We start from the raw sequence: 23,984 nt of genomic DNA, 5'->3' as shown, positions 1-23,984 counted from the left end.
AGAGTCTTGTAATCTGGATCACATGCACGCAGGTGTCGGGAGGAGTGTCGACTTGTCCGTATCCTATCCGTCCACCCGCACCACCGCCCCGGGCAGGCTGGTCAAATTCCATGCGCCCGAGATCGTGTTCGGTATCGGATCGATGGTCGAGGCCGCGCACGCGGTACTCCGCCTCGGCGGATCGAGGCCGATGCTCGTCACCGATCCGGGTCTGATCGACGCCGGCTGGGCGACCGAGCTTCAGGATCAGCTGCGCGAGCAGGGCCTCACCCCGGTCGTGTGGAGCGCGTTGACGCCCAACCCCAAGGACCACGAGATCGCGGCCGGGCACGACGCGTATCGCGAGGGTGAATGCGACGTCCTCGTCGCCCTGGGCGGCGGCTCCGTCATCGACGCGACGAAGGGCATCGCGGTGCTCGCCGCGAACGGGGGCAACATCCTCGACTACGAGGGAGTCGACCAGGCCACCAGTCCGATCCCGCCGCTGGTGATGGTGCCGTCCACGTCGGGCACAGGCGCCGACGTGTCGCAGTTCTGCATCGTCACGGACACGAAGCGGGGCACCAAGATCACCATCATCGGCCGCGCGCTCGTACCGGACGTGACCGTGATCGACCCCCGGCTGCTGACCACCATGCCGGAGTGGCTCAATGCGGCGACCGGCCTGGACGCCCTCACTCACGGTATCGAGGCGTTCGTGTCGCTGGCCCACAACCCGCTCACCGACCACCATGCGCTCCGCGCGGTCGGGCTGGTCACCGACACCCTCGTCCGCACCATCGAGGAGCCGATGGAGATGGAGTCGCGCGCCGTCATGGCGCAGGCGAGCCTCGAAGCCGGCCTCGCGTTCACCAATGCGATCCTCGGTGCCGCCCACGCGATGAGCCATCAGGTCGGGGGACTGCTCGACCTGCCGCACGGAGTCATCAACGGCATCCTTCTCCCGCACGTGATCCGTTTCAACGCCACCGACGACGCCACCCCGTTCGTCGCCATCGCCGCTGCTCTCGGTCTCGAGGAGCGTCGCGGAACACCCGCGGAGGCTGCTCTGGCGGTCGCGGACCGGGTGGAACGCCTCGCCCGCGAGGTCGGAGTTCCGAAAGGTCTGGGCCAGTTGGGGGTTCGCGAAGCCGACCTGTCACGCCTGGCCGAGTTCGCGCTCCGCGACGCCTGCATGTCCACCAACCCGCGCACGGCCACCCAGGAGCAGATGGTGGCGCTGTTCCGGACTGCGCTGTGAGCGCATGAACGTCCCGGACCTGTCGACGCTCACCGGACTGCGGTCCGGCAAGCCGACGTTCTACCCCCAATATCGTGGCGCCGCAGAACGTCTCGAACGTGTCGTCCACGCACTGGAGCTCATCTCGCGTGCCCTCGTCCGCACGGTGGAAGGCCCCGAGACCCTCATCTGCGCGGTCGCCGAGGCGGCGCGGGCGCACCTGGACGCGCGATGGGTCGCGTTTGCCCTCGCCGACGGCATGCTGCCCGACGCCGGCCCACGCCGGCTCGTCCTGGGCCCGGACGCGACGCCGTTCCTCGTCGACAATGTCGAGGGCCCGCCGCTGCCGGACGAGGTCGTGACGTGTCTGGCCGACATCAGGTCCGCGCGCACCGGGGGCGCTCCCGTCATCGACGCGCACCATGCCTTCGTGCCGATCGTCCTCGAGGGTGGCGTCGTGGGAGCCTTCGCGGCCTGGACGGCCGAGCACCGCACGCTCGACACGACCGACGGCGCGGTCCTCAGCATCCTCGCGAGCCAGACCGCCGTGGCTCTGCAGAATTCGGCGCTCTACCAGCGGGGCCAGCTGCTGCTCGAGCGGGCCGAGCACGCATACTCGGAGGCGCGTCGTACCGCCTCCGATCTCGCGGTGCGCAACGCCGAACTCGAATCCACCCAGCGTCAACTCGGAGCGGCGCACCGGCACCAGGTCCTCGACGAGGAACGACACCGGATCGCGCGCGAACTCCACGACAGCGTGACGCAGGCGGTGCTGTCGGCGGGGATGCAGATCGAGGTGTGCCGGAGCGGTGTCCCGGACGACGAACGCAGCGAGAGGCTCGATCTTGCAAAGGAATTGACGCGCCGCGCCGTGGAGCAGTTGCGCTCGGCCATCTACGCGCTCAATCACTCCGGCGGCTCCGACCGGACGTCCCTGCCCGAGATGCTCGAGCAGCTCGGGGTGGTGCACATGCCCGACGAACTCGCGGTCACCGTCCGCGTCGGCGGCACCCCCGCCGAGCTGTCCAGCGACCGGGAACACGCGCTGCTGAGGATCGCCGGCGAGGCGCTGTTCAACGCGGCGGTCCACGCCAACGCGACGCGCGCCGTCCTGCGGCTCACGTATTCGGAAGATTCGGTGCTGCTCTCCGTCGCCGACGACGGAGACGGAGACCCCAAGCGGATGCGCCTGATGCTGCGGATGGCGGCGAACAACGACCTCGACGGCCACCACCGCGGGTTGGCGAACATGCAGGCCCGGGCAGCCGAATTGGGCGGCACTCTCGAAGTGGCGCGGGCCAGGATCGGCGGAGTCCGGGTGGCTGCCCGGATCCCGTTACATTCCGACAGTGAGGTGGACCGATGACCATACGAACCTCGGTGCGTGACCAGGCCGGGTCCGCCCGCCCCACCTCGGTGGTGAAGCTCGTGCTCGTCGACGACCACGCGATTCTCCGCCAGGGTCTGCGTTCGGTCCTCGAACGGGAGCCGGATCTCGAGGTCGTCGGGGAGGCGTCCTCCATGCAGGAGGCGCTGGCCGTCGTCGGAGACGTCGCGCCGGACGTCGTGCTGATGGACCTGAAGCTGTCGGCGGCCTCCGATTACGAGGGGCTGGCACTGTGCGCCCAGCTGTCCGCCGCGGACGGCAAGATGGGTCTGCTCGTGCTCACGACGTTTCTCGACGAGCAACTCGTCGTGCGCGCCATCCACGCCGGCGCCCGCGGATACGTGGTCAAGGACGTCGACACCACCGAACTGGTGCGCGCCATCCGCGCCGTGTCCCGCGGTGAGAGCGCGTTCGATTCACGCAGCGCGTCGGCCGTGATCCGCTCGCTCAACGGGCAGACGACGCCGCGGGACGGGCTCACCGAGCGTGAACTCGAGGTCCTGCAACTCCTGGCCAAGGGTCTGTCGAATGCGAAAATCGGTGAGCGGCTGTTCATTTCGGCTACGACGGTGAAGTTTCACGTCAGCAACATCATGCGCAAACTCGACGTCGGCCGCCGTGCGGAGGCCGTGTACGAGGCGGGCAAACTCGGTCTGATCTGATCCGGCCCCGTCGCGGCCGGGGCCGCGGAACCCGTCGTGGCCACCCGCGAACCGGCGTAGCGTCCCCATCATGGCTGCGATCTCGGTGGAGAATCTCGTCAAGACGTTCGGGCCGACCCGCGCACTCGACGGCCTCGACCTCGAGGTGGGGACGGGGGAGGTGCACGGATTCCTCGGCCCCAACGGGTCCGGCAAGTCGACAACCATCCGGGTACTGCTCGGCCTGCTGCGCGCGGATTCGGGTAAAGCCCGCCTCCTGGGTGGTGACCCGTGGCGCGACTCGGTGTCGCTGCACCGGCGGCTCGCCTACGTTCCCGGTGAGGTGAACCTGTGGCCCAATCTCACCGGCGGTGAGGCGATCGACCTCCTCGCGGGGTTGCGCGGCGGGCTGGACGAGCCGCGGCGCGCGGAACTCCTCGAGCGGTTCGAACTCGATCCGACGAAGAAGGCGCGCACGTACTCGAAGGGCAACCGGCAGAAGGTCGCACTGGTTGCCGCGTTCGCGTCGGACGTCGAACTGTACGTGCTCGACGAACCCACATCCGGGCTGGATCCGTTGATGGAGTCGGTGTTCCAGGACTGCGTCGAGGAGATGTCCGACGCGGGGAAGACGGTCCTGCTGTCGAGTCACATCCTCGCGGAGGTCGAGGCGCTGTGCGATCGGGTGAGCATCATCCGCGAGGGCCGGACGGTGGAGACCGGCACCCTCGCGGAACTGCGTCACCTCACGCGCACGTCGATCACCGCCGACACACAGCGGCCGGTGACCGGACTCGACGCCGTCGAGGGGGTCTACGACGTGCGAGTCGACGGCCTGCACACCCGGTGCGAGGTGGACACCAGCGCGATCGACGGGGTGCTGCGCCATCTGCTGACGTTCGGGATCACGTCGTTGACGTCGACGCCCCCGACACTGGAAGAGTTGTTCCTCCGGCACTACGGGGACGAACTGGCCCGGGAGGGCGAGAACCACCGGCGGGCCGAGTCCGGGACGCGGACGCCATGAGCACGGTGACGGCGCCGGCGACGGCGGGCCGCGGCCAGTATGCGGGGACCGCCCGGCTCGTGCGGCTCGCCCTGCGCCGCGACCGAATCCAATTGCCGGTGTGGCTGCTCGCTCTCGCAGCGCTGCAGGCATTCTCGGCGTCGAGCGTGCTCGGCCTGTATCCCACGGAGCCCGACCTGCGCAGTTTCGCGATGGCCACCGCGGCGTCGCCGGTCGCGCTGGCCACCAACGGTCTCGTGTCGGGGTACAGCGCCGGCGCCGTGCTCGCCTGTCAGATCGTCATGCCCCTGTCGCTGGCCGCCGGCCTGATGACCACCTTGCTGGTCGTGCGGCACACCCGCCAGAACGAGGAGACCGGCCGCGCCGAACTCGTCGAGGCCGCCGTGGTGGGCCGGAAGGCACTGCTCACCGCGGCCCTGGTGGTCGCGGTCGGAGCGAACCTCGCTCTCGGACTGCTCAACGTCGTGGTGCTGGTGGCGGCGGGTCTGCCACTGGACGGGTCGGTGGCGCTCGGCGCGGCCGTCGCCGGTGCCGGTATCGCGTTCGCGGCGATCGCCGCGGTGACGGCGCAGGTGACGGACAGTGCCCGCACCGCGAACGGACTCGCCGGGGCCGCCCTGGGCGTGGCATTCCTGTTGCGCGCGGTGGGGGACATGACGGGGACCGTGACGGACAACGGCACTCGGGTGGTGAGTGGCTGGCCGACGTGGGTGTCGCCGATCGGCTGGGCCGAGCAGGTCCGTCCGTACGACGACAACGCCTGGTGGGTGCTGGCGTTGCCCGCCGTGTTCGCACTCGCGGTCGGCTCGGTCGGCTTCGCCCTCACGGAGCACCGGGACATCGGCTCCGGGCTCGTGCCGACCCGCCCGGGCCCCGCCCGCGCATCCCGTTCGCTGCCGACGGCGGTCGGATCGGCGTGGCGGATGCAACGGACGATCCTGTTCTGGTGGGCATTCGGAATCGTCGTCCTCGCCGTGGTGTACGGCGCGATCGCAGACCAGATCGACGACTTCCTCGGCGAGGGCGAGCAGGTGGCCGACATGATGGAACAGCTCGGTGGCGGCACGACGAACATGGTCGACGCCTACTTCGCCGCCATCTTCGGCATGATGGCGATCGCGGTCGCGGGCTACGCCGTACAGGCTTTACTGCGGATGCGCGGTGAGGAATCGGCGGGGCGACTCGAACCCGTTCTCGCGACAGCGGTCTCGCGTCCGCGGTGGATGCTGGCGCACATCGGCCTGGTCACCGTCGGCATCGTCGTCCTGCAGGCGCTGACCGGGGCGGCGACCGGTCTCGCGTACGGTCTCGTGACCGACGACGTGCCGGGAAAGGTCGTGAACCTCACGGGGGCCGCCCTCGTCTTCGTACCGGCGATCGGGGTGGTCGCGGCATTGGCGGTGTTGGCGTTCGGCGGCGTTCCCGCCTGGGCGGCCGGGCTCTCCTGGGGTGCGCTCGCGGGCTGCCTGATCTTCGGATTCCTCGGATCACTGCTCGGGCTGCCTCAGGCGGTCCGCGATCTGTCGCCGTTCACACACGTCCCTCCTGTTCCCGCCGCTGAGGTGACGGCCACTCCGCTGGTCTGGCTGGCGGTGATCGCCGTCGTCGTGGGTGCGGTCGGAGTCGTGCTGTTCCGCCGGCGCGACCTCACGAATTCGTAGCGGCACAGGGAGGCTGGGTCGACGGTCGGCGCCGCAGGTCGGTGTCCAGCATGCGGATCAACTCGCCGACCCGTCCACCGCCACCCGGTGCCGCCGGAAAGCGTTCGAGCACGTCGACAACGACCGGTGTCGCACGATGCACCGCTTGTTCGACGTGTCCGGCACCGACGGTCCGGTCGTCACCGGCGACGAGCTCGGCCGCTCTGGCCGCGTGAGCGCCCGCCCCGAGAATGTGTTTGACCTGGGTGGCCTTGGGCAACGGATGCAAATAGGCGGCGCCTGCCGCAGACATCGCAGCCCACGCTGCGTCGCGCGCAGCCGCAGTGTCCGTGCCCTTGGCTGCCTCGAGCGCCGCCCACGCTGTGTCGCGCAGAGATTTCCCACGCTCGCCACCCCGCGCGAACTCCCACGCAGCAGTGATCGCGGCGCGGGGCCGCGAGTCGTGCGGCTGATCGGCCTCGAATACCGCGAGCACCACCTCCGCACATGCCGCGGCGAACGCGACGACCTCACGAAGTTCATGCTTGCTCAGAACGATCTCGCTCGCTTTCCCTGCCATGGTTCCATTTTCGACCATCGGGGCCCGTGCCGTTCCGCGCTTTCACGCTGTGCCGTCCCCGAACAGGGGCCGCACCTCGGCGACGACGTCGTACTCGGCAACCGCCGCCGAGAGCATTTCCGCGCCTTGCTCGTCGCTCGGACCGCTGCCGCGGAAGGTTTCGACCGCCGCGTGCGACTCCCAGCGCTCGAAGACGTTGATGCGACCGGGGTCGACCAGGTTGGCGGTGATCGCGAAGTCGAGGCAGCCTGCTGCGCTGCGTGCCTGTTCGACGACGCTCACGCAGCCTGCGAGATAGGACTCGCGCTGCTGGGGTGCGACGGTGATGTGTCCTGCGACGATGACCATGGGTTCGCTCCTCTTCCAGGCGTCTTCCTGTCGAGCCGGTCGGGTGTACTTCGAGCCGGGACTGTCTTCGCCACAGCACCTCTCATCCAGTACAGACTGCATGCGCGCGCGAAACTCATCGCGGTCGTTGTCGCCCCAGCACAGCAGATGTGACATGTCGGCCGCGTTGGGGGGCGACTAGCATGCCGGGCATGGGGTGGACTGACGATCTCCGCGGGCGGATGGATGAACTACTCGACGAGCACCGTGCCGCTCTGCGCGGCAGTCTCGACGGTCTGGACGACGAGCAGGCGCGCCTGCGTCTGGTGCGCTCGAAGACGACGCTGCTCGGATTGGTCAAACACGTCACCTACGTCGAGGGCGTGTGGTTCGACCAGGCGGTGACCGGTCGCTCGTACCGGGAGATCGGCATCGCGAGGACCCCCGACCAGTCGTTCACCCTCACCCGGGCCGACACCATCGCATCCGTGCTCGACGCCCACGCCGAACGCTGTGCCGCATCCCGGCGGACCATGGCCGGTCTGGCGCTCGACGACACAGTCGACGGCCGAGGCGAGCGCACCGTGTGGGCGCTGTACCTGCAGGTACTGCGTGAACTCGCCCAGCACGCCGGTCACGCCGACATCCTGCGCGAGCAGATCCTCACCGACCACATTCCGTGATCGCTGATGGTCGTGTGCACTACTGGGGGCGGATCGGATTGCAGCCGACGCTGACGTAGGTGACGATCCCCTCTTGCAGCCCGCAGGTAGTGAAGGCGCCCGTCGAGACGCCGGCCTCCCGCCACGGGGCACCGATCCCGCCGACGCACGATCCGGTCGACGGTGTCCTCGTCGGCACCCACAGGCCATCGCGGCGATAGCCCTGAATCCACGGAATGTGCGAGACACCTCCGGGTCCCGGAATCGCTCGTGGCGTCAGGCCGAAGCACTCGACGGTCCCGACGTGGACCGTGGTCCTGCCGGCGGGCACGTCGTACGCCGTGCAGTGCGAGGTGCCCGATGTGGGCGTGGTGCCGGTGTGACAGTCGGCCGAGGGTTCGGCCTGGGCGGGTGCGGCGGCCACCGCGACCACCGCGGCGGCGAGGGCGGATGATGCGGCCGCTCCGGCGAGGAACCTGCGGATCCTGTGGGTCATCGGATACTCCTTCGGGTCCGGCGGCCCCGCCTGACGATCGGGTCCGTTTGTTGCTTCTGTCGGTGCGGCATCGGATTTCGTTAGCTGAACCTTCGTGGCGCCGACTGTGAGCGCCGACCCGGGCGAAAGGGATCGAGGTTGGCGGACCCACCGGAGGAGGCGTAGGGGCGGGTGACGAAGTCCGGAGCGGTTCGACGGACCTGTCGGAAAGCGTCTATTGCTCGGGTCGCGTTCGGTTGCTAGAATCGAACAAAGTTTCGAACGGCCTTGGGGGAGGTTGGTTGTGGGGGAATTGGTTGCAGCGGATCTGGACGAGTTGCGTGCGTTCACGGCGCGGCTGCGATGCGTCGAGGTGGGTGGGGACGCGGGGTTGGGGATCGAGTGGCTCGATGCGATCGAGGCGTTGAAGTCGGTCGGGTGCGCGGTGCAGGCGGTGATCACCGATGGTGTCGCGACGAGTATTCGGGCGGACCGCAGGGCTCGGGGGTTGCCACGGGTGGAGTGGGACCGGGGTATCGCCTCGCAGATTGCTTTGGCGCGCAGAGAGTCCCCGAACCGAGGCGGGCGACATCTGGGTTTCGCGCAGGCTCTGGTGCACGAGATGCCGCACACCCTGGCCCTGTTGCGGTCGGGTCGGTTGAACGAATGGCGTGCGACGTTGCTGGTGCGGGAGACGGCGTGCCTGTCGGCGGTCGATCGGGCGATCGTGGACCGCCGGTTGTGCTCGGACCCGGCCATTCTCGACGGCGTCGGGGACCGCGGGCTGATCGCACGCGCGAAAACGTTGGCGGTGGAACTCGACGCCGCGGCGGTCGTGGCCCGGCACCGCAAGGCGGTGTCCGAGCGTCGGGTGACGACACGGCCGGCGCCGGATTCGATGGCCTATCTGAGCGTGTTGATGCCGATGGAGCAGGCGGTGTGTCTGCAGGCGACGCTGGGGCGGGATGCGGACAGTGTCATCGCCACCGGCAACAGTGGTGGCCGGACCCGCAATCAGCTGATGGTGGACCTGTTGTTCGACCGCGGCACCGGGCGGGCCGCTGCTGGTGGTGTTCCGGTGGCGGTGAACCTGGTGCTCTCGGACGAGGCCTTGCTGGCCGGCGGGCACGAGGCGGCACAGCTCCAGGGGTTCGGGCCGGTGCCGGCAGGCATCGCCCGGCAGTTGGTGGCGGACGCCGTCGATGGAGATACCGAGACGTCGTTGCGGCGGGTGTATTCGTGCCCGCAGTCGGGGGCGCTGACCGCGATGGAATCGCAAGCCCGCACGTTCCCGAAAAGCCTGCGAAAGCTGATCGACCTGCGGGATCGGACGTGTCGAACCCCGTGGTGCGATGCGCCGATCCGGCATCATGACCACATCCGCTCACGGCGGAGGTCTGGTGAGACAAGTGTGCACAACGGGTCCGGGCTGTGCGAGGCGTGCAACCATGCGAAGGAAGGCTACGGGTGGTCCGCCCGCCCCGTACACAACCCTGGCCGCACCCATCTCATCGACGTCGGCACCCCGACCGGGCACCACTACCGATCAACCGCGCCGCCGCTCCCGACCTCGGCGCATCTGTGGGCGTCGTGAGGTGGTCAGCAGTCGATGACGAGCCATCCGCCGTGGTGTTCGAACACCTCGAAGGGGCGTCCCGTCGATTCACCGAGCTTCGTGAGCGACGGAGTGTCGAAGGTGCGAATGTGTCCGTGGCAGGCCGTTGCCTCGTCCTCGTAGGGGACGGCGACGACAACCCTGTCGCGGGCAACGCGGAGGGCCTCGGATATCACTGCGGCCCCGATGTTTTCGTCGACATGTTCGAGGAGGTGGATTGCGGTGACGGTGTCGGCGCTGTCGTCGGGAACCGGCACGTGCGCGGCGTCGCACACGAGGGTGCGCAGATCGAGTCCGAGTCCCGGTGCCACGGCGTCGAGGAGGGTCATGGTGCCGGGCAGGATGTCGGTCGCCGTGACGGACCGGCCGGCGCGGGCGAGTCGGAGGGGAAGGAATCCGAAGCACGACCCGAGGTCGAGGACGGAGTCATGGACCAGTTGTTCTGCCTTCTCGTGGATCGGTGCGAAGTCGGCGGTGCCGTCGAGCAGTTCGTTCAGGGAGTTGCGGTAGTAGACGGTCCACGCTTCGAGCGCACCGTCGACGGTGGAGCGGACCAGTCCGACCATGGTCGATTCGAATTCGTCCTGACCGAAGTCGGCGTCCTCGATGGACGTGGTAACCGAGGCGACGAGTCGTTCGCTCAGATCTTCGGGTGTCAGGGCGTGCGTCACCCGCAGCTGCTCGCCGTCACGGGTGAGTGCGAGCGGCCCGGCTGCGACCCGCTCCACCGTGACGTGACCATGTGACCACAGCCCGGATTCGCACGGTGCGAGAGAGTCGAACGCGGGTGTGTCGAGAGTGGAAGTCATTCGAGGCAACCTTGCCGAGAGGTGATGGCGGGAGTGGGTCAGGTTCGGGAGTCGGGCTCGCCGAGGGAACTCAGCCCATCGTAGAGCGATTGCATTCCGCTGGCGAGTAGTTCGTTCAGTTCGAGCGAATCGTCGTCGAGCCACTGCTCGTACGCCGACATCGCAACGCCGAGTAGAAGATAACCGACTGTCCGCGGAACATGGTCGGTAGGTGAGGTTCCGAGCCGGCTCGCGACGTACTCGGCGATGACGTTGCGCCACCCTTCGTACATGACCACCGAATACGCCTGCAAGGCCGGGACTCGCAGGATCAGCCCCATGCGCTTGCGGTGGTTGATTTCCTCGCTCGCGGGGAACGCGTTGAACTGCAGGAGTGCTGCGGTGAGTCCGTCGACGATAGGGATGTCGTCGGGTTGCGCTGCGAGTTGGGCACGCATTTCGGCGAGGTGAGCGTCGAAGTCACCCCACGGGATCGCGTTCTTGGACGGGAAGTAGCGGAAGAGGGTGCGCCGGGCGATGCCGGACGCTTCGGCGACTTCGTCGACGCTGGTGGCGTCGAACCCCTGTTCCGTGAACAGTTCGATCCCGACGGTACTGATCCGATCCTGCGTCGTGGACGGGCGTCGCCCTATCCGACTGGATGGTTTTCGACGACTTCTCAATCTTCGTCCCCTCCTGATCTGTCATTCTGCACTCGATGCCATTACAGTGGTGAGGCGAGTCACAGGGACGGTCTCCTATGACGGGGAACATCCCTCCGGCTCGCGCCGTATCACCGAACAGTAGGAGGAAATCATGTCGGATCGCGACAACAACGTGCTGGAAAACGACTTGGTCGAGGAATCCCTGGTGGAAGAGGTCTCGATCGACGGCATGTGCGGCGTGTACTGATCATGTCCGCTCCAGCTTCTGCTTCAGTGGCCGGCAACGCCGGTATCGATCTCGATGTGGGCTGGAAGCTTCATCCGCAGGTGGCGCTGCGTCCCGAACCTTTCGGGGCGCTGCTCTACCACTTCGGGACGCGCAAGTTGTCGTTCCTGAAGAACCGCACGATCGTCGCGGTGGTCGAAGCGCTTCCCTCACACGCCGACGCCCGGTCCGCACTGCGGGCGCAGGGTATCGGGGACGACACTGCCGCGCAGTATGCGCGCGCGCTCGGCACGTTGGCCGAGTCGCACATGATCGTCCCCGCCTGACCAGCTCTCTCCACCCGACCAGAGGACACAGCCCATGACCTCCATGCTCGAAAGGCCTTCCGCCCCGGTCGGCCGCCTCGTCGACCAGTTCGAACTCGGTCTCGACGCCCCGATCTGCCTCACCTGGGAGTTGACCTACGCGTGCAACCTGTCGTGTGTGCACTGTCTGTCCTCCTCCGGCCGGCGTGACCCGCGGGAGTTGAGCACCGAGCAGTGCAAGTCGATCATCGACGAACTGCAGCGTATGCAGGTCTTCTACGTGAACATCGGCGGCGGTGAGCCGACGGTTCGCTCGGACTTCTGGGAGCTGGTCGATTACGCGACCGCCCACCAGGTGGGGGTGAAGTTCTCCACGAACGGGGTGAAGATCGACAAGAAGGTCGCCGCCCGGCTCGCGGCCAGCGACTACGTCGACGTGCAGATCTCCCTCGACGGTGCGACGGCCGAGGTCAACGACGCCGTCCGTGGTCCGGGTTCGTTCGCGATGGCGGTGCGGGCACTCGAGAATCTGTCCGAGGCTGGTTTCAAGGACGCCAAGATCTCCGTGGTGGTCACCCGGCACAACGTGTCCCAGCTCGACGACTTCAAGGCCCTGGCCGACAAGTACGGCGCCACCCTGCGTATCACCCGGCTGCGACCGTCGGGGCGTGGCGCGGACGTGTGGGACGAACTGCATCCCACGCAGGCGCAGCAGCGTGAGCTGTACAACTGGCTGGTCGCCAATGGCGAGGGCGTGCTCACCGGAGACTCTTTCTTCCATCTGTCCGCCTACGGCGATGCGTTGCCCGGTCTGAACCTGTGCGGCGCCGGACGGGTGGTGTGCCTGATCGACCCGATCGGCGATGTCTACGCCTGCCCGTTCGCGATCCACGAGCAGTTCCTTGCGGGAAACATCGTGGCGGACGGCGGTTTCCAGAAGGTGTGGCAGACGTCGGAGCTGTTCCAGGAGCTGCGGTCCCCGCAGACCGGCGGCGCGTGCAGCAAGTGCAACCACTACGACTCCTGCCGCGGCGGATGCATGGCCGCGAAGTTCTTCACCGGGCTGCCGATGGACGGCCCGGACCCCGAATGTGTGATCGGCAACGGCGAACTGGCGTTGGCTGCCGCGGGGGAGATCCCGAAATCCAGTGTCGACCACTCCCGCACCGGCCAGCGCCGGACTCCGCGGGCGCCGGTTCCGCTGACGCTGATGGTGCGTCCGCCGGCCAAGATTTGTGACGAGAACCCGCTTGCGGGCATGGACCAGACGTAAGTCGTCTGCCAGGTACGAGAGGTATTGCCATGGGTAAGAATCCGTTCTTCGAGACGGTGGCGGAGGCTCAGCGTCGCGCGAAGAAGCGCCTGCCGAAGTCGGTGTACGCGGCGCTGATCGCCGGTTCCGAGCGGGGCGTGACGGTCGACGACAACATCGCGGCGTTCGCCGAGCTGGGGTTCGCCCCCCACGTGGTCGGTCTGTCCGACAAGCGTGAGCTGTCCACGACCGTGATGGGACAGCCGATTTCGCTGCCCGTCGTGATCTCCCCGACCGGTGTGCAGGCGGTGCATCCCGACGGTGAGGTCGCGGTCGCCCGCGCGGCGGCGGCACGCGGAACGGCGATCGGTCTGAGTTCGTTCGCGAGCAAGTCGATCGAGGAGGTCACGGCGGCCAATCCTCAGACGTTCTTCCAGATGTACTGGGTCGGTACCCGGGACGTGTTGATCCAGCGGATGGAACGCGCCCGTGCCGCCGGGGCGACCGGACTGATCATCACCACCGACTGGTCGTTCTCGTACGGACGCGACTGGGGCAGCCCGGCCATCCCCGAGAAGATGGACCTCAAGGCGATGCTCCAGTTCGCCCCCGAGGGCATCAGCCGTCCGAAGTGGTTGTACGAGTTCGCGAAGACCCGCAAGATCCCGGATCTGACCACCCCGAACCTGGCGCAGCCCGGTCAGGAACCGCCCACGTTCTTCGGTGCCTACGGCGAGTGGATGCAGACGCCGTTGCCGACGTGGGACGACATCGCGTGGCTGCGCGAGCAGTGGGGCGGGCCGTTCATGCTCAAGGGTGTCATGCGGGTCGACGACGCGAAGCGCGCCGTCGATGCCGGGGTGACCGCCATCTCCGTGTCGAATCACGGCGGCAACAACCTCGACGGCACTCCGGCGCCGATTCGAGCGCTGCCCGCCATCGCGGAGGCCGTCGGCGACCAGGTCGAGGTGCTTCTCGACGGCGGTATCCGCCGTGGCAGCGACGTCGTGAAGGCCGTCGCGCTCGGTGCGCGGGCGGTGATGATCGGCCGCGCGTACCTGTGGGGCCTCTCGGCGAACGGTCAGGCCGGCGTCGAGAACGTCCTCGACGTCCTCCGTGGCGGTATCGACTCGGCACTGCTCGGGCTGGGTCATTCGTCCATCCACGACCTCACGCCGTCCGACGTCGTGATCCCGCCCGGATTCGCCCGTGTGCTCGGCGCCGAATCCTGACCGACGAACGGCGTAGATGTCTGCGCAATTGACAGACCCGATCACCCTGGCCGGACGCCACGCCCGGTCCAGGGTGCTTCTGGGTCCGCATACCACCAATCTCGGTGCGGGAAGAACGCTTTCACCGCGGCACGTCGCGTACTACGAACGTCGGGCGCGTGGTGGCGCGGGGATCGTCGTCACCGAGGTGGCGTCGGTTCATGCCTCCGACTGGCCGTACGAGCGCGCGCCGCTGGCGTCCGACTGCGTCGGCGGCTGGCGGGACGTGGTCGCGGCGTGCCGTCCGCACGGCACGCTGGTGCTGGCGGGGCTGGGGCACACCGGACTGCAGGGGTCGAGTGCGTATTCGCAGGCGGTGCTGTGGGGACCGTCGGGGATTGCCGACGTGATCTCCCGTGAGATGCCGATGCAGATGGGGCAGGCGGAGATCGACGGGCTCGTCGAGGGCTTCCGTGCCGCGGCATCCGCGGCCGTGTCCGCGAACGTGGACGGTGTCGAGCTCGACGCCGGACCGAGAGGGCTGCTGCGACAGTTCCATTCGAACCTCACCAACATGCGCGAAGACGGATACGGCGCCGACCCGCTGCGCCTCACCCGCGAGGTCCTCGCAGCCGTCCGCGACGAGTTGGGTCCCGGCCGGGTCCTGTCCCTGCGCCTGAGCTGCGACGAGGCGACGTCCTGGGCGGGGATCACGCCGTCGATCGCCGTCGGGCACGCACGGGAACTCGCCGGGGCTCTCGACCTGCTCGTGGTGGTCCGGGGCGGGCCGATGACGCCGAACGCCTACCGCCCCGACTTTCATCGGCAACCCGCGTTCAACACCGAACTCTGCCGGGACATCCGCGTTGCCGTCGCAGGCATGGTCCCGGTCGTTCTGCAGGGCAGCGTCGTCGATCCGGCCGATGCCCGGCGGGCGCTCGACGAGGGTGTCGCCGACGTCGTCGAGATGACGCGCGCCCAGATCGCCGACCCCGACCTCGTCGTCAAGATCCGTCGCGGTGCGGTGCCGCGGCCGTGCGTCCTGTGCAATCAGACGTGCCAGGTGCTCGACCCCCGCAATCCGGTCGTCACCTGTGTCGGTAATCCGACGGCCGGACACGAGACCGTCGATCCTGCCGAGGACAGCACTGGTGGGGCCACGGGCGCGGTGCTGGTGGTCGGCGGCGGTCCGGCCGGTCTCGAAGCGGCGCGAGTGCTGGCCCTCAACGGTCACAGCGTGACCGTGGCGGACGCGTCGGCCCGGCTCGGCGGGATTCTCCGGGCCGCCGCGGGTGCGCCGCACCTCACGGCGTTGGCCGACTGGCTCGAGGACGAATGCCGCAGGCTCGGAGTCGAATTCCGTCTCGGTACCGCTGTCTCGGACGCCGAACTCGACGCCGCGGAAGGTGAGGGCACGAGGATGATCCTCGCGACCGGCAGCAGGCCTCGCGCGTTGCCGTTCCCGGTCGAGGGGAGCGTCCGGTGTGTCGGCGTCGCGGACCTGCTGGACGCCGACGCGTCGACGGAAGGGCCGCACGTCGTCTTCGACCCGGTCGGCGGACCGGTCGGCGTGGCAGTCGCCGAATGGCTCGCGGCGCGGGGCCGGGAGGTGAGCATCGTGACCCAGGATTCCGTTGCCGGCTCACGACTCGGCATGACCGGGGACCTGGCCGACGCCAACACCCGTCTGCAACGAGCCGGGGTGACGCGCCACCTCGACAGCCGCATCGTGTCGATCGGCGACGAAGGTGTGCGCCTACGAAACCGGTACACCGCCGAAGAGTCGGTGGTGCCGTGCGCCGTGCTCATCGACTGCTCGCATCGCCTTCCCGAGGACACCCTCGGCTCGTCGCACACGGATGCGGTGCGGGTCGGCGACTGCGTGGCACCCCGCACACTGCTCGAGGCGGTCCGTGAGGGTCGCGCCGAGGCGCTGACCTGGACCGCACACGGACAGAACGAGTTCGACCACCATCCGTTCACCCTCGTCAACGAGAGATAGGACATTTCATGGGACAGTTCGACGACAAGGTCGCGTTCATCACCGGGGCTGCCCGTGGGCAGGGGCGGACGCACGCGGTGCGGTTGGCGCGGGAAGGTGCGGCGATCATCGCCGTGGACATCTGCGGGCCGGTGTCGGAGTACAACAGCTACGAGCCTGCGACGCCGGACGCCCTGGCCGAGACGGTGCGGCTCGTGGAATCCGAGGGCGGCAAGATTCTCGCCGAGCAGGCGGACGTGCGGGACAGTGCGCAACTGAAGGCTGTCGTCGACCGGGGAGTCGAACAGTTCGGCCGGCTGGACATCGTGATCGCGAACGCCGGGATCTGCAATTGGAGCCGCTTCTGGGAGATGCCCGACGAGCAGTGGGAGACGCTGATCGACGTGAACCTCACCGGCGCGTGGAAGACGCTGAAGGCTGCGGTCCCGGCGCTGATCGAGGGAGGTCGCGGGGGTTCGATCATCGTGATCAGCTCCGTCGCGGGTATCAAGCCGCTTCCGGGGCAGGCGAATTACGCCGCCTCCAAGTTCGGGCTCGTCGGACTCACCCAGACCGCGGCGAAGGAACTGGGCGAATACGGCATCCGGGTCAACTCCATTCATCCGTACGGGGTGAAGACTCCGATGGGCACCGATCCGGGCAGCCTCGTGATACTCGAGAAGCACCCGCACTATCTGTCGAGCTTCGGCACCATCCTCACCGACCACCCGCTGGCCGACACCGACGACATCACCGACGCGGTGCTGTGGCTTGCCGGCGACGGTTCGCGGAGGGTCACGGGCAGTCAGGTCGCCGTCGACATGGGCAACACCAAGGTGTGAGCACCTCCGCGTACCGCCACCTGTTCACCCGATTGCGCCTGGGGCCGCTGACCCTGCGCAATCGGGTGGTCTTCTCCGCGCACCTCACGGGGTACGCCGTCGACGGCCTGCCCACCGCGCAGCACGCCGCCTACTATGCGGCGCGCGCGAAGGGCGGTGCGGGCCTGATTATCTCCGAGGAGCACGCCACCCATCCGGGGGACTGGCCGTACGAGAAGGTGATTGCCGGCTACCGGCCGGAGGTCGTCCCGGGGTACCGGCGGATCACCGACGCGGTCCACGAGCACGGTGTCCCGATCCTGGCTCAGGTCAACCACAACGGCGGCCAGGGATCGAGCATGTACTCGCGGCGGCCGCTGTGGGCGCCGAGCGCCGTCCCCGACCCACTGTTCCGTGAAGTTCCCAAGGCGGTCGATCGGCGGGAGATCCGGACCCTCGTCGACGGGTACGCGCGCGTGGCCGAGCACTGTGTCCGAGGCGGATTCGACGGGATCGAACTGCAGTGCTCCCACTCGTCGCTGGTGCGCAGTTTCCTGGCCCCCGCCACGAACCAGCGCACGGACCGGTACGGAGGGTCGCTGGAGAACCGTGCCCGGTTCCTCCTCGAGGTCGTCGAGGCCGTGCGTGCCGCGATCGGTCCGGACCGCGCACTCGGGGTGAGACTCGCGGGGGAGGATCTGTTCGACGGTGGAGTCCGCCTCGACGAGGCGGTGGAGGTGGCCGCTCTGGTGGAGGCGGACGGCCGGGTCGACTACATCAACACGTCCATCGGCATGGCCACCGAGACGCTCCACATGATCGAGGCGTCCATGGCCGTCCCTCGCGGGTACGCGCTGTTCGTCCCGAACGCCATCCGGCGACGGGTCGGTCTTCCCGTGGTCGGTGTCGGCCGATTCTCGGATCCGCACCAGGCCGACCAGGCTCTGCACGAGGGACACTGCGACCTGATCGGGGTGGTGCGCGGCCAGATCGCGGACCCGGACTTCGCGGCGAAAGCCCTGGCCGGCGAAGAGGGAAACATCCGAACGTGCCTGGCGTGCAATCAGGAATGCATCGGACGCATGGGGCTGGGCCGGTGGCTCGGATGCGTTGTCAACCCGCGCGCGGGCAGGGAAGCGGTCCCGCTGCCCGAACCGACCGTTCGCGGCAGGCGGGTCTTCGTGGTCGGCGGTGGACCGGCCGGGTTGAAGGCCGCGGCGACCGCGGCGCAGCGGGGCCACGACGTGACGCTGTTCGAACGCGCGACTGTTCTCGGCGGCCAGGTCCGGACGGCCGCCGTCGTCCCGGGTCGCCGCGAGTTCCTCGACCTCGTCGTCGATCTGGAATCGGAATGCGTTCGGCGCGGTGTGGACGTGCGGACGGGCACCGACGCGACCGCCGAGACCCTGGTGCGGGGACGTCCCGACGTGGTGGTGCTCGCGACCGGGGCACGTCCGCGCCGTCCGCACTGGGCGGGTGCGTCGGGGCGGGTGGTGGACGTGCGGGACGTGCTGGAGGGTCGCGCGTGTCCGTCCGGGACGGTGCTGGTGGTCGACGAACTGGGATTTCATCAGGGCACGTCCGTCGCGGAGTTCGTCGCCGACGACGGGTGTGCCGTCACGATCTGCACTCCGGGGATGATCGTCGGCCAGGACCTGGGCATCACGCTGGACCTCGAGGGATGGAACCGGCGGGCGCACGGCAAGGGCATCACGCAGGTGACGGACGTGGTGCCGACCGGGTGCGACGTCGTCGACGGCGGGCGGCTCGAGGTCACGCTCCTGCATCACCCGACCGGTGAGCCGCGGCAACTCACCGTCGACTGGGTGGTCTCCTCGGCGCATCAGCAGCCGGAGGACGGGCTCTGGAAAGAGCTGGCCGACAGCGGTATCGAGGTTCATCGCATCGGCGACGCCCTGGCTCCGCGCCGCGCGCATTCCGCCGTCATCGAGGGGGAGCGGGTGGCGCTCGCGCTCTAGTGCGAGCAGCAGCCGGTTCCGCGTCGCCTAGCATCGGGGGATGCCCCATTCCGGACACCTCGACGACGCGGTGTGGCCCGAACTCGCATCCCGTGTGTCGACGGTCGTCGTCCCGGTCGGCTCGCTCGAGCAGCACGGACCGCATCTGCCGCTCGACACCGATACCGCCATCGCCGACGCCGTGTCCCGCGCGCTGCCGCACGTGCTGGTGGCACCCCCGATCGCCTACGGCGCCAGTGGCGAGCACGAGGGGTTTCCCGGGACCGTGTCGCTCGGGGCTGAGGCGCTGGAGGCCGTGTTGGTCGAGTACGGCAGGTCCGCGTGCCGGTGGGCCGACCGTGTGCTGTTCGTCAACGGGCACGGCGGAAACGGGCCCGCATTGGTCAAGGCTGTCGCCTTGCTTCGGTACGAGGCTCGCGATGTGGCCTGGGTGCCGTGTGCGGTTCCCGGGGCGGACGCCCATGCCGGGCGTACGGAAACGTCCTTGTTGCTACACCTTTCACCTGGTCGGGTGAGGTTGTCCAGGGCTGAAGTCGGTAATACGGAACCTGTTGCGAGGTTGATGCCAAGACTGCGCGAAGGCGGTATGGTCGCCGTGTCGGCCAACGGCGTGCTCGGTGACCCGACGGGCGCAACGGCCGCGGAGGGGGCGCAGATCTTCGGCGTACTCGTCCACACAGTCACCAAGGCACTGGCCCGGTGGGAACCGGGCCCCGATGGAAGGCTCCGGTGGGAACCGGGCGCCGATGGGAGGCTCCGATGACCCGCACGGGCGTCCTCGAGTTGCCGAGGGCGGATTTCCGGCATGCCCACGCGACTAATTTCCAGCATGCCCTGCCAGCGCTCTCCGATCCGCATACGATCGACTGATGCGCCAAGCTCGACTTCCCGATGGATTCGGGATCCGAATCGACCCCAAGGTACGCGCATATTCCGGAGGTCGAGTGTTGATCGGCGGTTCGCCGACTCGGATGCTGAAGCTGGCGCCCACCGCGGCGGCCATGATCGGAGACGGCTACCTCGAGGTCGTCGATCCGCAGTCCGCGGTCGTCGCACGCCGCCTCCTCGATTCGGGGGTCGCCAACCCGCGCCCCATGAGTACTCCGTCCCCCCGGGATGTCACCGTTGTCATTCCGGTGAAGAACAACGCGTCCGGGCTGCATCGGGTGCTGGCCTCGCTCCGCGGACTCGAGGTTGTCGTCGTCGACGACGGCTCCGACGTCCCGATCGTCGCCCCCGCGCTGCAGAACGGGTGTGGTGGCCACGTCACCGTCCTGCGCCACGAGACTGCCAAGGGGCCGGCCGCTGCCCGGAACACCGGTCTGCGTTACGCCGCAACTCCGTTCGTGGCGTTTCTCGATTCCGACGTCCTGCCGCGCACCGGCTGGATCGAGGTCATGCTCGGCCACTTCAGCGATCCCGCCGTCGCACTCGTCGCTCCGAGGATCGTGGCGCTCGAACCCGAGGCGAGCACACTCGCGCGGTACGAGCACGCCCGCTCCTCCCTCGACCTCGGACGCAAGGAGTCCGCGGTCCAGTCCGGCGGCCCGGTGTCATACGTCCCGAGCGCTGCGATGATCGCCCGTCGCGAGGTGCTCGACGAGTTCGGCGGCTTCGACGAGTCCATGCACGTGGCGGAGGATGTCGACCTGTGCTGGCGACTCCAGGAGTCCGGCTGGCGACTGCGATACGAGCCCGTGGCCCACGTTGCGCACGATCACCGTGTGACGTTCGGAAAGTGGTTCGACCGCAAGCTGTTCTACGGCACCGGTGCGGCGCCGCTGGCGGCGAGGCACTCGGGCATGGTTCCCCCGCTGTCGATGTCGCCGTGGACGTTCTTCGCGTGCCTCGCCGCCGCCACGTGCACCCGGCTGGGCCTGCTCGGCGCCGTCGCCACAGTCGCGATGATGGTGCTGCGCCTGCGCCGCATGTTCACGGGCCTCGACCAGCCGACCCGCATCGCCGCGATCCTCGCGGCGCAGGGCTTCGCCGGCGGTGCCTGGCAGCTGGCGTCCGCAATGTGTCGTCACTACTGGCCCATCACCCTGCTGGCGGTGCTGCTCTCGAAACGGATTCGCCGCATCGCGCTCGCGATCGCCGTCGCCGAGGGCGTCGCCGACTGGGTGACTCACCGGGAGCCCGGAGGGCTGGGACCCGTGCGGCACACGGTGTTCAAGCGGATCGACGACGTCGCGTACGGCGCCGGGCTCTGGAAGGGCGCCATCACCGCCCGCGACCTCGACGCATTGAAGCCCCGGTTGAAGTCGTAGTGGCCGATCCGATTCGCGCCGCCGACGTCGTAGTCGTCGGCGGCGGTTCGAGCGGATGTGTGGTGGCCGCTCGGCTCAGCGAGCATCCCGGACGATCGGTCCTGCTCCTCGAGTCCGGACCCGGCTACCGGTCGGTGGCCGACTGTCCCGTGCTCGACTACCGGACACTGCCGGTCGGTCCGGGCAGCGCGTTCGCGGAGACGTACGGCGTGGAGTTGGCACCGAGCGTTCCCTCGGCCATGGTGCGTGGGCACGTCCTCGGCGGTTCGGGCGCCGTCAACGGCGCCTACTTCGTCCGTGGGACGGAAGCGGATTTCCGGCACTGGCCCGCGTCGTGGTCGTACGAGAACGTGCTGCCCGTCTTCCGGGCGCTCGAGCGTGACGCCGACTTCGACGATTCCCGGCACGGCACGACCGGGCCGATGCCCGTTCGCAGGCAGCCCGCCGAACGGCTGAGCGAGATCAGTGCGGCATTCCGCGCCGCGGCCCTCGGCGCGGGACATCCCGAGGAACCGGACAAGAACGGTGCAGGCGTCGGCGGGATCGGTCCGGTGCCCCTGAATGTCGACGGCGGCCGCCGTGTCAGCACGGCGGTGGCGTACCTGCTGCCGGCGTGGGAGCGGCCCAATCTGACGGTCGAAGCGAATTCCGACGTCATCCGAATCCTGTTCTCCGGTAACGAGACCATCGGAGTGGAGGTGGAGTCGGACGGCGTGCGGCGCACGGTCCGCACCGGTCGGGTCGTGCTGGCGGCAGGTCCCGTCGAAACCCCGGTGCTGCTGATGCTTTCGGGAATTGGTCCGGAAGAACACCTGAAAGACAACGACATTCCTGTCATACTCGACGCGCCCGGGGTCGGCAGCGACTTCAGCGACCACCCCGAAGTGGCTCTGCCGTACCGTATCCGGGACACGCTCCGTCGCAGCGACACCAGTCCGGTCGTCGAAACGGTGCTGAATGTCGGCGACCTCGAGATCCGTCCGTACACGGCGCCGTTCGACGTGCTCGTCCCCGGATCCGGGCAGCCCGACCCGGTCCTCGGGATCGGGCTCATGGTGACGGACAGCCGGGGCGACATCCGGCTCACGTCGCGGCACCGCCGGGACCGTCCCCGAATCGAATACCGCTACGCGCAATCGGCCGCCGACCGCCGGGCGCTGCGCGAGGGGCAGGCCATCGCACTGGAACTGCTGTGTTCGCCGGAGCTCGGTCCGTTCGTCGTGCCGCTGTCGGAGGAGGTGTCCGACCGCTCGGTGCTCGCGCATCTGGGGACGTCGCTGCACCTGTGCGGCAGTTGCCGGATGGGCGGACGCGACGACGAGGGGGCGGTGGTGGACGAGTGGTGCAACGTCCGCGGAATTGAAGGGCTGACCATCGCCGACACCTCGGTGTTCCCGGTGGTCCCGAGCCGTGGGCCGCACGCCACGGCGGTGATGGTCGCCGAGCGCGTCAGTACCTTCCTGGGGGAGTGACCGAGGGGGCGACACGGGCCCGTGTGATGTGGGTTACAGTAGGCAGAGACGCCGTGGAGGAGTTCGATGCAAAGTCAACCGCCCACAGGGGGCAATCCGTGGGTCGCCGTGCGCCCGGGAGACGACGTCGCGATGCTGGCACGCAGGGTGTCGTCGGCGCATCAGTTGTTCGTCGAGCGTCACGCACCCTCCGGTCGTGCCCCGGACGGTGAGGGAAATTCCGTCCGTTCCGTCATCCTCGACTCGTGGATGCGCAGCACCAGCAAGGGAGTGAACCCGGACGGGTCGGCCCGCGCGGTCGATCTGGCGGCCGCGGATCTCGCCACGTACCGGGCGTCGCACCCGATGTCGATCATCCGCCCGGTGGTCCGCAAGCTTCTCGTCGAGGACGCCGCCGACACGGGGCTGCTCGTGGCCATCACGGACGAGAAGGGCCAGCTGCTGTGGGTCGAGGGCGATTCGTCCGCCAAGGACCGCGCACTGGAGATGAACTTCGTCGAGGGCGCCGACTGGAGTGAGGACACCGTCGGCACCAACGCCCCGGGTACCGCGCTGGCGCTCGACCATTGTGTGCAGATCTTCGGTGCCGAGCATTTCAGCCGCTCGGTGCACGACTGGAGTTGTTCGGCGGCGCCCGTCCACGACCCCGCGACCGGGCTGATCGTCGGGGCGATCGACATCACCGGTGGTCCGCGGGTGGCGGTGCCCGAGGTGCTCTCGCTGATCAGGGCGACCGTCGCGGCCGCCGAGGCGGAGTTGCGACTGCACCAGCTGCGTTCACCGCACCCGCTCGTCGAGACGGTACTGCGGTTGGAGGTGCTGGGATCGGGACGGCCGACTCTGGTTCGTGGGCCCGAACGCATCCCGCTGTCGCAGCGGCACGCGGAGATTCTCCTGCTCCTGGCGGAGCACCCCGAAGGCCTGAGTTCCGACCGCCTCGCGGTGCTGCTCGACGAGAACGAACTCGACGCCGTCACGATCCGTGCCGAGATGTCGCGCCTGCGTAAGGTTTTCGGTCCCGCAAACCTCGGTTCGCGGCCCTATCGGCTGCTCGCCGAATTGACGTCGGACGTCCGGCAGGTCCGCGGAGCCCTGGATCGCGGCGAGCTCGCCGCCGCCCTCGACGTCTACTCGGGACCGGTCCTTCCCGGGTCGGAGGCGCCCGGGGTCGAGGATCTTCGCGACGAGTTGCGGGCACGCGTCCAGGCGGCGCTGCTGCGCGAGGGTGATCAACGGTTGCTCGCCAAATGGACCACGTCCGTCCACGGCCGCGAGGACGTCGCCGCATGGGAGGCGTATCTGGCAGGCCTCGACCCGCGTTCGCCCCTGTATTCCCAGGTCAAGTCCAGGATCGATCTGTTCGATCAGCAGTACGCAACGTAGTTGCAACGGTACGGTCCCTAGTGTTGTGAGTCACACCCAGTTCCACCCGAGTTTCACG

Annotated in this window: 23 protein-coding genes; 18 read left to right on the top strand and 5 right to left on the bottom strand. The window is 68.5% G+C overall.

Annotation, left to right across the window (positions count from 1 at the left end):
* Positions 1–52: 52 nt before the first annotated feature.
* The 5 genes from HGB39_RS14735 (at position 53) to HGB39_RS14715 (ending at position 5,935) form a co-directional block, all read left to right on the top strand.
* Positions 53–1,240: an iron-containing alcohol dehydrogenase gene (locus tag HGB39_RS14735; protein WP_052024022.1), complete on the top strand. Its 1,188-nt coding sequence runs from the start codon at positions 53–55 to the stop codon at positions 1,238–1,240.
* A 4-nt stretch (positions 1,241–1,244) separates the two neighbouring features.
* Entirely contained in the window at positions 1,245–2,585 is a 1,341-nt protein-coding gene (locus HGB39_RS14730) for a MadS family sensor histidine kinase (RefSeq protein WP_005569462.1), read from the top strand.
* Positions 2,582–3,268 (top strand): MadR family response regulator transcription factor, encoded by a 687-nt coding sequence (locus HGB39_RS14725; RefSeq protein ID WP_005253789.1) that lies wholly within the window; start codon positions 2,582–2,584, stop codon positions 3,266–3,268. Before HGB39_RS14730 ends, HGB39_RS14725 begins: the two co-directional genes overlap by 4 nt.
* 70 nt (positions 3,269–3,338) lie before the next feature.
* Positions 3,339–4,274 (top strand): ABC transporter ATP-binding protein, encoded by a 936-nt coding sequence (locus tag HGB39_RS14720; protein WP_054245409.1) that lies wholly within the window; start codon positions 3,339–3,341, stop codon positions 4,272–4,274.
* Positions 4,271–5,935, top strand: coding sequence for an ABC transporter permease (locus HGB39_RS14715; RefSeq protein ID WP_005561195.1), 1,665 nt, complete (start codon positions 4,271–4,273; stop codon positions 5,933–5,935). Before HGB39_RS14720 ends, HGB39_RS14715 begins: the two co-directional genes overlap by 4 nt.
* Here HGB39_RS14715 and HGB39_RS14710 read toward each other — a convergent pair.
* On the bottom strand, positions 5,922–6,494 hold the full coding sequence (locus tag HGB39_RS14710) for a putative immunity protein (protein WP_005561193.1): 573 nt from the start codon (positions 6,492–6,494) through the stop codon (positions 5,922–5,924). The genes HGB39_RS14715 and HGB39_RS14710 overlap by 14 nt on opposite strands.
* Before the next feature lie 42 nt (positions 6,495–6,536).
* The gene (locus HGB39_RS14705) at positions 6,537–6,842 is read right to left on the bottom strand and encodes a putative quinol monooxygenase (protein WP_005561192.1); all 306 of its coding nucleotides are present in this window, start codon (positions 6,840–6,842) and stop codon (positions 6,537–6,539) included.
* 191 nt (positions 6,843–7,033) lie between these two features.
* On the opposite strand from HGB39_RS14705, the gene HGB39_RS14700 reads away from it, so the two are divergent.
* Complete coding sequence (locus HGB39_RS14700; protein WP_240960578.1) at positions 7,034–7,504, top strand: DinB family protein; 471 nt, start codon at positions 7,034–7,036, stop codon at positions 7,502–7,504.
* A 19-nt stretch (positions 7,505–7,523) separates the two neighbouring features.
* On the opposite strand, the gene HGB39_RS14695 is transcribed toward HGB39_RS14700, so the two are convergent.
* Entirely contained in the window at positions 7,524–7,979 is a 456-nt protein-coding gene (locus HGB39_RS14695) for a hypothetical protein (RefSeq protein WP_064080996.1), read from the bottom strand.
* Positions 7,980–8,262: 283 nt separating this feature from the next.
* On the opposite strand from HGB39_RS14695, the gene HGB39_RS14690 reads away from it, so the two are divergent.
* A complete protein-coding gene (locus HGB39_RS14690; RefSeq protein ID WP_005573050.1) occupies positions 8,263–9,552 on the top strand; it encodes an HNH endonuclease in 1,290 nt (429 codons plus the stop codon).
* 5 nt (positions 9,553–9,557) lie between these two features.
* Here HGB39_RS14690 and mftM read toward each other — a convergent pair whose 3' ends face one another.
* Entirely contained in the window at positions 9,558–10,382 is an 825-nt protein-coding gene (mftM, locus tag HGB39_RS14685; RefSeq protein ID WP_005573049.1) for a mycofactocin oligosaccharide methyltransferase MftM, read from the bottom strand.
* Positions 10,383–10,420: 38 nt separating this feature from the next.
* Positions 10,421–11,044: a mycofactocin system transcriptional regulator MftR gene (gene mftR / locus HGB39_RS14680; protein WP_005253797.1), complete on the bottom strand. Its 624-nt coding sequence runs from the start codon at positions 11,042–11,044 to the stop codon at positions 10,421–10,423.
* 133 nt (positions 11,045–11,177) lie between these two features.
* Here mftR and mftA point away from each other — a divergent pair, with 133 nt between their 5' ends.
* The 11 genes from mftA to HGB39_RS14625 all read left to right on the top strand — a co-directional run bounded on the left by mftA (position 11,178) and on the right by HGB39_RS14625 (position 23,926).
* Positions 11,178–11,273 carry a mycofactocin precursor MftA gene (gene mftA, locus HGB39_RS14675; protein ID WP_005573048.1) on the top strand — a complete coding sequence of 32 codons (96 nt, stop codon included), beginning with the start codon at positions 11,178–11,180 and terminating at the stop codon, positions 11,271–11,273.
* Positions 11,274–11,275: 2 nt separating this feature from the next.
* Positions 11,276–11,578, top strand: a complete 303-nt coding sequence (gene mftB / locus HGB39_RS14670) for a mycofactocin biosynthesis chaperone MftB (RefSeq protein ID WP_080578158.1) — start codon at positions 11,276–11,278, stop codon at positions 11,576–11,578.
* Between the two features lie 34 nt (positions 11,579–11,612).
* The gene (gene mftC, locus HGB39_RS14665) at positions 11,613–12,830 is read left to right on the top strand and encodes a mycofactocin radical SAM maturase (RefSeq protein ID WP_005573047.1); all 1,218 of its coding nucleotides are present in this window, start codon (positions 11,613–11,615) and stop codon (positions 12,828–12,830) included.
* Between the two features lie 29 nt (positions 12,831–12,859).
* Positions 12,860–14,041: a pre-mycofactocin synthase MftD gene (mftD, locus tag HGB39_RS14660; protein WP_005239478.1), complete on the top strand. Its 1,182-nt coding sequence runs from the start codon at positions 12,860–12,862 to the stop codon at positions 14,039–14,041.
* 16 nt (positions 14,042–14,057) lie between these two features.
* Complete coding sequence (locus tag HGB39_RS14655) at positions 14,058–16,022, top strand: mycofactocin system FadH/OYE family oxidoreductase 1 (RefSeq protein ID WP_064080480.1); 1,965 nt, start codon at positions 14,058–14,060, stop codon at positions 16,020–16,022.
* Between the two features lie 8 nt (positions 16,023–16,030).
* Complete coding sequence (locus HGB39_RS14650) at positions 16,031–16,843, top strand: mycofactocin-coupled SDR family oxidoreductase (RefSeq protein ID WP_005571403.1); 813 nt, start codon at positions 16,031–16,033, stop codon at positions 16,841–16,843.
* Entirely contained in the window at positions 16,840–18,801 is a 1,962-nt protein-coding gene (locus HGB39_RS14645; protein WP_054245403.1) for a mycofactocin system FadH/OYE family oxidoreductase 2, read from the top strand. Before HGB39_RS14650 ends, HGB39_RS14645 begins: the two co-directional genes overlap by 4 nt.
* 40 nt (positions 18,802–18,841) lie before the next feature.
* The gene (gene mftE, locus HGB39_RS14640) at positions 18,842–19,564 is read left to right on the top strand and encodes a mycofactocin biosynthesis peptidyl-dipeptidase MftE (RefSeq protein ID WP_005571400.1); all 723 of its coding nucleotides are present in this window, start codon (positions 18,842–18,844) and stop codon (positions 19,562–19,564) included.
* A gap of 106 nt (positions 19,565–19,670) precedes the next feature.
* Positions 19,671–21,071 carry a mycofactocin biosynthesis glycosyltransferase MftF gene (gene mftF / locus HGB39_RS14635; protein WP_005571398.1) on the top strand — a complete coding sequence of 467 codons (1,401 nt, stop codon included), beginning with the start codon at positions 19,671–19,673 and terminating at the stop codon, positions 21,069–21,071.
* Complete coding sequence (mftG, locus tag HGB39_RS14630; RefSeq protein ID WP_005571395.1) at positions 21,071–22,543, top strand: mycofactocin dehydrogenase MftG; 1,473 nt, start codon at positions 21,071–21,073, stop codon at positions 22,541–22,543. Before mftF ends, mftG begins: the two co-directional genes overlap by 1 nt.
* Positions 22,544–22,609: 66 nt before the next feature.
* Positions 22,610–23,926: a sigma-54-dependent transcriptional regulator family protein gene (locus HGB39_RS14625; RefSeq protein WP_005239497.1), complete on the top strand. Its 1,317-nt coding sequence runs from the start codon at positions 22,610–22,612 to the stop codon at positions 23,924–23,926.
* Positions 23,927–23,984 lie beyond the last annotated feature (58 nt).

This window comes from Rhodococcus opacus, from assembly GCF_012396235.1.
GTDB lineage: Bacteria > Actinomycetota > Actinomycetes > Mycobacteriales > Mycobacteriaceae > Rhodococcus_F > Rhodococcus_F opacus.
This window is presented reverse-complemented; position numbering and strand designations above follow the sequence as displayed.